Origin of the sequence: Burkholderia sp. Bp9004 (assembly GCF_003858025.1) — a bacterium.
GTDB lineage: Bacteria > Pseudomonadota > Gammaproteobacteria > Burkholderiales > Burkholderiaceae > Burkholderia > Burkholderia diffusa.
Genome location: NZ_QTQD01000021.1, coordinates 116,191 through 125,588 on the forward strand (window position 1 = coordinate 116,191; position 9,398 = coordinate 125,588).

The 9,398-nt window shown below is 53.4% G+C and carries 4 protein-coding genes; all 4 read right to left on the reverse strand.

Annotated elements, in window-relative coordinates; all coding sequences use genetic code 11:
• The gene (locus tag DIE08_RS22475; RefSeq protein ID WP_124903624.1) at positions 1–948 is read right to left on the reverse strand and encodes a hypothetical protein; all 948 of its coding nucleotides are present in this window, start codon (positions 946–948) and stop codon (positions 1–3) included.
• The gene (locus DIE08_RS22480) at positions 945–3,962 is read right to left on the reverse strand and encodes a lytic transglycosylase domain-containing protein (RefSeq protein ID WP_124903626.1); all 3,018 of its coding nucleotides are present in this window, start codon (positions 3,960–3,962) and stop codon (positions 945–947) included. The genes DIE08_RS22475 and DIE08_RS22480 overlap by 4 nt, the downstream gene beginning before the upstream one ends.
• 51 nt (positions 3,963–4,013) lie before the next feature.
• Complete coding sequence (locus DIE08_RS22485; RefSeq protein WP_124903628.1) at positions 4,014–6,521, reverse strand: type VI secretion system Vgr family protein; 2,508 nt, start codon at positions 6,519–6,521, stop codon at positions 4,014–4,016.
• A 436-nt stretch (positions 6,522–6,957) separates the two neighbouring features.
• Positions 6,958–9,180, reverse strand: coding sequence for a hypothetical protein (locus tag DIE08_RS22490; RefSeq protein ID WP_124903630.1), 2,223 nt, complete (start codon positions 9,178–9,180; stop codon positions 6,958–6,960).
• Between the last annotated feature and the right edge of the window lie 218 nt (positions 9,181–9,398).

Below are 9,398 nucleotides of genomic sequence, written 5' to 3' on the forward strand. Positions count from 1 at the left end.
TCAATAAAGTATTGTTCCCAGGAGGAATTTGTATTTTTTGCTATTTGATGCCCAGGTTCCAACATATGAGCTATCAAACTTCTTTCCGGTGAATGTCGCGACAGGCACGTTTCCTGAGCTCGAATATTCTATTAAGTTCATACTTCCATTCGTCACTGTTCCTTTAATGGAAATTGGTGCCTTTCTCTTCAGATAGATGTAACTGCCGTCGACCGTGCCAGTCTCACTTTTTGGCAAGGATGCATCTATCCAAAAATCCTTTCCAATCCACCCACCGAAACGCTGATGTACTGGGTCAGTCTTGCAGCCAGAAAGGCAGAGTAATGCGCTTGCGTCGGGCATGCTGTTGGAAGGGAATGCGTACGTTGCCATCGACCAAACTCTCGTATCAGCATCGTATGCTGGCACTGTTACAACAAGCCCTGCTTGGCTTGCAACTCTGATTGCTTCTGTGTTGGTCGGAGTCGGCGAATCATTATTCACCTTCCCATTGCACAGGCCCTTAAAGGCGCTCGCCAAAATGGTTTTCCCTCTGGTCAAGACCACATCCCCTCGGCAACTTTGCCCGCCCCATCGTTCACCATTCACTAACGTCGTCTTCGAGAGCGATATGTAATTCTTAGCGTGCAACTCGCCATTCTTATAGGAGAAGATCAGGACGGTCCAGTTTTTTGACGATGAAGAATCGCTGTATTCCAAAGCCAGACTTGTCTTGCTTTCATAGAGCGTAGCATCACTCACGACTCCCTTGAAATCGGGATCAGAAGACAAGTGTGTACCGCTAGCGCTATCCACGAGATAACCACTGCTATCCAACTGGACGCCGCAGTGCTTCCCAGATGAATTCGCATCGCAAACTTCCAGGCCAGGAATCTGATAGCTGCCCGCCATTGCAGTTGACGCAAATGCAAATGCGAGGCATGTTCCAAAGCTAAACTTAGCGATCATTTCGTTTCCCTGATAAGCTTCTCAAATTTCTCTGCATAAAACTGAAACTGCTCGGCTTTGTCTGGATGACCTGACCCCGCCGGACTATCGCCATTAATAATGTAGCGAGCATGATAATAGTCAGGCTTTGCTCCATCGAGGTGAGTTGATAGCGAGTTCCCCCCTCTAAACAATCCATCCCTCATTCCGATCATCATAATTCTAACCGCGACAGGTAAATCCAAGACCAAATCTGGATTTGCGACAATATCGGCGCCGGCTATTTCTTTAAACTTCTTGTATCCAATTTTCCACGTAAGTTGAACCAGTCCGCGCCCCCGATATTTATACCCGTCTCCAGCCTCTGTGTTTCCGTTGGCTATAGCCCGTTTTTTATGTGCCTCTGTTGCATGAGGACCAACTCCGTAATTTGTCTCCGCCTCATCATATGAAATTCCTTCGCATATCGGGGAGAAAAAATGCTGAGTATGCCAGTCGTACGACTCAATTCGAGCTGTTGCCAGCATATACGCAAGGTACTCTGTTTTGCATTCCTTGAAATGGACCGGATATTGCTTCATCATTTCGGTCACAAGATCATGCAAACTCTTGACCGACTGGGGATTCATCGGTGGCAACGTCACATGCTTCTTGCCTTCGAACCAGCCAAATTCAGTCGGATGTTGATCCGCATATCGCTTGCAAAACTCATCCACGTTTATGCAATTGCAGGAGCCTGATGCCGAAAAATTCCCAACCAGTCCGATCGGATGAAAATGCCACGGCTTTGGCTCTTTCGGCAGAATCTTCGCGTCAATCGCCTGAACATCTTCCCACCACTGCAGTTTTTTGATCCGCTCCATCTCGTTCAGCCATTTCCACGGCACGAGCTTCATATGGGGCGTGATGTCCTCCCACTTCCCCATGTTGCCGCCCCATTCGCTCTCGCTCTTCACGACCATGTGCGAGATCGCCTCGGCCAGCCACGGCGTTTTCTGTGCATCTGCCAATTCCGCCGCCGTTACCTTGCCATCGTGATTGACATCAATGGCTTTTTCGAGCTTCTGGATGAGCTCACTGGTGGCCAATGCATCCGCACTCGGCTTGAAGTTGTCCTGATCCTCTCCCATGGCCAGTCCGGCGACGAACAGATAACGCTTGAACATATCGACCATCGTGGTCGAACTGTTGTCGACAAGTTCGAACCCCGGCCAGTCCCATTGGCTACAAAGCTTCACTTTAAGATGGTCCTGTTCGCGCACCCAGCCTTGACGGGTTCCACCGTCTTTCGTGCCGACTATCACGTTCCACCAGCGTTTCGTTTTTCCCTTTGCATCCTTGTCTTCTCGTGCCAAGCTTTGCGGTCCCTGCTTGTCGAGATCGACCACCCGAAACATGACCCGGAAGTCCGTTGGGGGCCCGTCTGCTTGGCTAACCTTTAGCGGAAAGTCTTTCCAGCCCTTGACAGGCGCCTTCGTCATTTGATTGACAAGACCTAGGGTGCTATCGATCCAGAACGGGATACCGGTCGGCGTCTCGATTGGCTCAGGCTTTTTCGCTGGCTTTGCCTTGTGCTTCTTCCCCTTGCCAGCCGGAGCAGCAGGCTCCGGTTGCACGGCGGGAATTTTTACGGTCTTGGGCTGTACCTTGACCCATCGCGATTTCGGATCGCTGACAGGTACAAGCTTCAAATCCGTCTGCTCAAGGGTGTAATCTGGATCAGGCGCTTTCGTCACGAGTTTTGCACCTGCCAGAACTTCCAGAAAAGGCTTGTCCATATTCGGATCTGCCGCCGACAATTCCTTCGCACGCGCCTGACTCTTGGCGATGAACGCTGGAAGATCGGGGCCCGCAAAAACTTCGAGGTGCAGCAACGGCCGGGTGGGCAACGGTGGAGTGGGTTTCGCTTCCCTGTATCGTTGGTATTGTCCGATATGCGCAACAACGTCTCCCGCCTTGACGGGGTACGGCTTCTTGAGCACGACCACCTTATCGACAGGGCCAGACTGGGGAATCGGCTCGAGTTCCGAAATGTAAACGTAACCCCACTTCAGTTGCACGTCGGGCGGCTGACCAACGACTGGGCCCACCGGATCACCTTTAATGATCTTCGTGATTTTTGCCCAGCCCTTGCGCCCACCGTTATCGGCCTCGTTCACAGTGAGTTCCGTGCCCTCGGGTAGCAAACCGAGGAGCTTGGCGTTCGGAGTAATGCGAACCCGCACACCCGATACAGGCCCCGGCAACGCATCATCTGGGCCTGGTTGCTGCGGCGACGAATCGTCATCGGGCGCGCTCGGATCGATCGGCTTCGGTTTCGGAAGGTCCTGTCTGTTCGGTTTCAACGCTCGATACGAGCGGTCAGCTTCCCAGTACGGAAGAGGCTTGAGTTGCGGCGTCTTGGCGTCTGCACTCTCCGTTTTGGGCTGATCGAGCGCGGCTTTATACGTTTTCCAGTCGAGCGTATGCATGTACAGACTGAAGAACGTCAGCGTTTCACCGGGTGGCGGACCGGAGGACGCGGGAGCTGGTGTCGGGACCGGTGCCGGAGGCGTTGCATTGCCCCCTGAGGCGGGTGATCCGGCTGGTGCATTTGCGGGAGCGGGTGCTGGTTCCGTCTTTTTCGGTGCGGGTGGCAATTGCAAAGTATGGCGGATCAGCACAAAGCCCCGCGAGTACAACGCATGACGCTGGTCCTGGTAGGTCAGCGTGGGGTATTCGTTGTCGAGTCGGTAAGCGACAACCTCGCCCGTGGCGATCGCGCGTACGCCTTCGTCCTGTTTCAGGGCCTCACCTGTTTTCTGCCCGAAGTGAATGCCGCCGTGCCAGATGCCGCTAGCTCCCAGTGGATAAAATCCATCCTCCGCAGTCGCAAGCACCTTCATGTAGGTCATGGGGTCTGCAGCATCGGACGCTGCACCTTCCTTGGCAGCAGGCGAAAATGGATAGCTCCATGCAAGAGGCGTATACGCGGGCTTGGCGTCCGGGTCAGGCGTCTTCGGAGGTTGTTTTTTTGGAGGGTGCTTATCCGTCATGGCAATTGAAATCGTAAGTCGTTATCGTGCTTCAGGAACAGGGCATCTCGATCAACCAGAGAAATCGTCCGCGTAACCACCATGCTTCGAAATCGGCGTGCCGTTCAGCGGATCACGCAACGTCATGGTCGACGCCCCGGGCTTGTCCCACGACGCGCATTTTTCGAGAATCTGGCCCGACGTCCCGTTCTCGATCATGTCGGGCGTGATCTTGATATACGATCCACCGACATTAAGAATCAGTTCCTTTTCTGCGCGCAGGATCATCCGTCCCGATGCACTCTCGATCTTGACGTCCTGCTGCGCCAGCATCGTCAACGCATCGTTCTGAGCCTGAATTTCGATAGGGCCTTTGGTCGCGAAGATTTTGATCCCGAGGTTTTGAGCGTACAGGCTGATCTTGCTCATCACGCTCGCGAGCAGCGACTTCCCGGCTGCGAGATTGACATTCTTCCCCGCTACCAAGTTGGCCTGTTGATTCGCCGACACGTGAATCGATTGCTGGCTGGATAGGCCCACGCCTGCCGGGCTTGACAGCAGCAACGCCGGTTTCGCAAAGCCACTGGCATTCCCCGTTCCGCCGCCAGCCGTACGGCCACCTTTGGTGACGCCCGGAACGTTGCCCTGCGTCATCTCCGTAAAAGCCTTCATCGCATCGCTACCGTCCTGCAGGCTTTCGGCCCGATTCGTTTCGCTCGCCTGCGAGACCGTCTCGAATACTGCCTCCGAAGCTGCGAGCTGATCGGTCGCGGCCGACACGTTCATTGGCTGTACCGCTGCCGGGTGAGTCGAGATCGACAGGCCTTGCACCGCCCGAATCGCTCCATGCGCCTCCGACTTGAGATCGAAGCCACTGCCAACGAACGAGCCGCGCGTGTTGTCGGACTGCTCAATCAGGTAACCCAAATGCAAGTGAGAGCTGTAGCTCGACGAGTAAAGTTGAGCTCGGTTCTGGCCACTCGAATCGTCCATGACAAGCTGGTTGAAGCCGTCGCCACCATACTCGCGGGAGCGAAAGCCAGACAGCAGGCCGTGTGTATGCCATACCGGCATCGTCGCGCCCCCGTGCAGTCGCGAGATGATCACCGGTCGGTCGCAGTCGCCATTGACGAATCCTAGAAGCACTTGGTCATCTTTGCGCAACGGAAAATAGCCGCCGCGCCTAGCGCCGGCGTCCGGCATCGCCGCGCGAATCCACGACGTGGACTTCGTATTTCGATCCTTTCGACTGTTCGACGTCCGGACCCGCACACGGTTGCCGTCGTCTGTGACGATTTCCTCGTCACTATCGGTTACGACAATCGCCGTCTGCAAATGCATTTCCGGCTTCTCATGCTCGAACGGGCTGCGGAATGGCGTCTTGCGAAGTTGCGCTTCGATCTCGACGTGAAAAAATCCGATACCGCCATCGCGGTGGCTCACGGTCGCCCCGGTCCCGGCCGCCTTGACCTGTTCGATCTCGCTGCGCAGGCTGCGCGGAAATCGCGTGAGCGCGTCTATGCCGGGCAAGTTATTTTGGATCAACCAGTCGCTCGCGATGATCGACAGCTCGCGCCCCTCCTCCGGCAATGCATCGAAGAGGGGATGTCCCGACACCTTGAACCAGTAGCCGGGCAATGCATAGCGGGGACTGCCGACCGCGAAATAGCGTTTTGCTCGCGAAGCCCATTCCTCGGTGCGGATGCGGGCCTGTTGTTGTCCAGCATCAGATTCGGCCCACGTCTGTGAGCCGGTATAGAGATACTCTTCACCCTGACCCGGCAACTCATCAAGGTCAGCCGCTGGCGTGCTCGCCTGTTTATCGAGGTCAGGTCGCTTGTAGTCGGCGGTACCGAGCGTCAGCGTAGCACTTTGGGCGTCCTGCTGTTCACTCAACTGGGTAAGTCCGTCGAAATCCTCGTCGGTACCTGCGTGGCTGAACTTCATCTCCGAATTCGGAAGCGACGGCCCGAAATACAGGTCGTCCATCATGACTACCTTGTGCGACTTGCCATCCTTCGCGAAATCGAAGCGCGGAAACACGCCGACTTCCTCCAGACTCCGGTGGACAAAATTCCAGTCGGTTTCCCACTGCACGCGGTGCGAATACGAGCGCATTGCCGCACGCAGTTCCTGTCCATAGTTACCAGAAGCCTGCGGATGCTTGTCGAATATGTCGGTGAGAATCTGCCAGCCGCTGGCTTCCTGCCAGTCGCGCCGATCGCTGCTGAGCTTGAGGAAGCTTAACCACGAAGAGAACTGAAGCTGAAAATACGAGACGGTTCCATCGTTTCCAAGGCGGCGAGCCCGCTGCACATAGCCATGGATCGGCAGATAGCCTCCGTCAGTCTGCCGAATCCAGAGCGTGACGGGTTGCAGCATCAGAGCGTTGAGCTTGATCTTGTCGCCCATGACGGATGAGGCGTCAACGGTCACCTCGAAATTGCGCCCAAGCCGCGCGTTGATCTTGACGTACAGCGGCGTGAGCCAGTCGTCACCAACCGGCGTGTCAAGTTTGACGATGCGGTCGAACTGCGCATAGCCTCCGCGCAGCACCTTCAGCAAGACTTCCCCGCTCATGCGGCCACCCCGTTTTGTACAGAACGCGTCCGACCGTAACTAGACATCAAAACGCCGGGACTGCGTATGTGTTACATGAAAATTACAAATAACAAACATAAATATTAAATTCAGCCTTCACGCAGAGGCCGCAGTCGACCTAAAGTGTGATTGCGGAAGATGCCTCCAAAGATCATACCAAAGTCCGCTCGCCACGATAAAGGCGCCGTGACGATTCTTGACTGTCTTCTTGACGCTACCCGCCGAAACTCATCGCAGATTCGAATTACCGACCTTCACACCGGCACAACCAAAATCAGCGCCCGCCGACCTGTCGATCGTCGAGTCGTCAACCACTCAGTGCGTCATTTACTACGAGAAATCAGAGTGGTTGGCGGGCCGCTTCACGATCCATCTACATCGCGCCCCAGTAAAAATACAAGGCGCTAACAGCACCCTATTCGGACAATAATTTATGTAGTCTTCTCCACGATTTTGTGGTTCGTAGAGTAGGGGCAGCCTCGACAATTTCATCCAGTAGCTCCCGCAATCCCATAGGGGGATAGCTAGGTGCCTGTTCGATGATTCTGTCTATCAAGAAAAGCACCTGCTTTGGCCATCTTCTAGAGAGTGACAGACTTTCTGTCATCTTTTCTCGCAAGCCATAAAGCACCACGTCCGGATGCTCAATTGGGGTAAGGTAGTCTCGCACAGCTTCTACAACCTTATCGAAGAGATTGGGTAGATCCTGAGCCATACGAATCATGCTTTCCGTGATAGCACTAGACTTCAATACGACTTCCTGTGGCCAAGTCGATACAAAAAATGACTTACCAAATGTTTCCCACGCCGACTGATCCACCACGATTCGACCAACCATCCATAATGCAGACTGCCGTCCCAAATCACTGATCTCCTGTAGAATGCGACGGCATTCTACAGCATTAATATATCGCCTATCGTTAGCCCACCAATATCTGGCGACGATCAACATATGTACCGCATTCCTTTCCAGCTCCTCAGCTGACAACAGACTTTTGGATTCCGAGAAAAGCGCTATAAAATCACTCTTCAACAAATGAAAGAGCGCAGCCGAAGGCACATTTGCCTCCCAAATTAAACCTGCCCATACTGCGTCCGACAATGTGTTCTTGCGAGAGAAAAGTTGAATTATTCGGCGCTTTACCCATCGGCTGTCCACATAAAAGAGGAAGTTCAATCGTCGGCCGACCAAGGTAGCCGCATGATGCGCCCCGTCACCAGGGGATGTAAGCGCTCGGCAGATTCTTTCAAGCAGTTCAGCTTCGAGCCCCTCATTTAATTGGTAGCTCTTCTCCCCCAAAGTAGAAAACAACGTCTCAACCATACGACCTACCGGTGAATTTATGGCAAAATCCACCGACCTCGAAAAAGATTTCGCCTCCCCACCCTGCCTTATCTCATGAATAGCACTTTCCGTTTCCCTACCCCCCATCGCAATAATCTTATCGAATAACCTGTCCCATAGACTCCAAAAGACACTTTCTCGACAAGAAAACAAACGAGGCAAGTATTTTTCAATCCATGATGTAGCCTCAAAGCGAATTCTAAAAAATAAATCTTCTTGAGCGTCAGCAAGCTTGTACGCACAAATCAGAAGTGCTTTTCTCGGCGCGGCATCCGGCCAATTGGAAAGCAACTGTTTCCAAAGAAATACACTATGGTCGCCCTCTGGTTCATACACCGAAAGAGCTCTGAGTGCTCTGACTGGCCGCGCCGACGCAAGTCCAGCGAACGGTGCGTGTTCGACAAAATCTGAATTGTCATGTCGCGACAATTTAAGAGCTTGCGGGACAATTTCAGCCAATGTCAGGTGCAGCAAATTCTCTGGGTTCGTCTTTCGCTGAACCCAACCGCTTCTACCATCCCAATCGTGGTCGGCAGCCTTCTCAGCATCCTCACTCCAATCCGGCCTTCTCCGGATAGCACTGAGAATATTTACGGCTGATCGCGATAACTCGCAGCCATTCCGTTCGAGCCATCCTAGAGAAGTACCAGCATCAAAAATAACTCTCTGTTCATAGTCCTCCGGTGCCTCCCCCTCATACGGTTGCCGACCGTCGATGAACCTCTGCTCTATGCGCCTTCGGATCTCAGGTCGAACATCACACCATCGATCTCTGAGCAACAGAAGCACTTCCCGCCGCATATATGCATTCCAGAACACCTCATCAGACAACCCATTAAGCCCCTGCTCAACACACTCGCTATCAAATACGATGCGATTCCGCCAAAAATGTAATTTCAGTTTGTCAAAAAAATACCTATCTGATTTAGGCCATTTCACCACCTCATCACGCGCGTCTTCCGGATAAAGATCGCACAAGCGTTGAAACAATTCAACCGCCCAGAAGAAATCCGCCTCGACACCGTCACAATGACGGATATGCCCTCCCGGTCTTGCATCAGGTTCAATTGCAGGCAACCTAAAATAACTTAACGATCCGATGATTTCGTTCAGAAGGTCTATTGAACGGAGCAATATTCGCCGAACAATCTGAAAAACAGCAAGCACGAGATGGTCCGGGACGTTAATGTCGGCTCCATGTCGCTGCGCGGTTACAACTTCAAATCGAACTAGCCTCTCCATATCAACCGATTCATCTATCGGTGGTGGTACGGACGGGCGGGTGGCAGACATAGCCTTCACTGAAAGCCGTGGCTGCGCGATTTTTTCAAGTTTGCGAAGTACGGAAGTAGACCAGCCCTCGGTACGAATTCGATCAGCAAGCCTATACCATGAAAACTCCCTTACATCTTCCGGCAACTCAACGAACGACTCTGACCTGCCCCCGGTTTTAGTCCGAACTGCAGTTAGAGTCCGAGGTTAAAAACTGCTGCTTTGCATCGTGCGCCCGA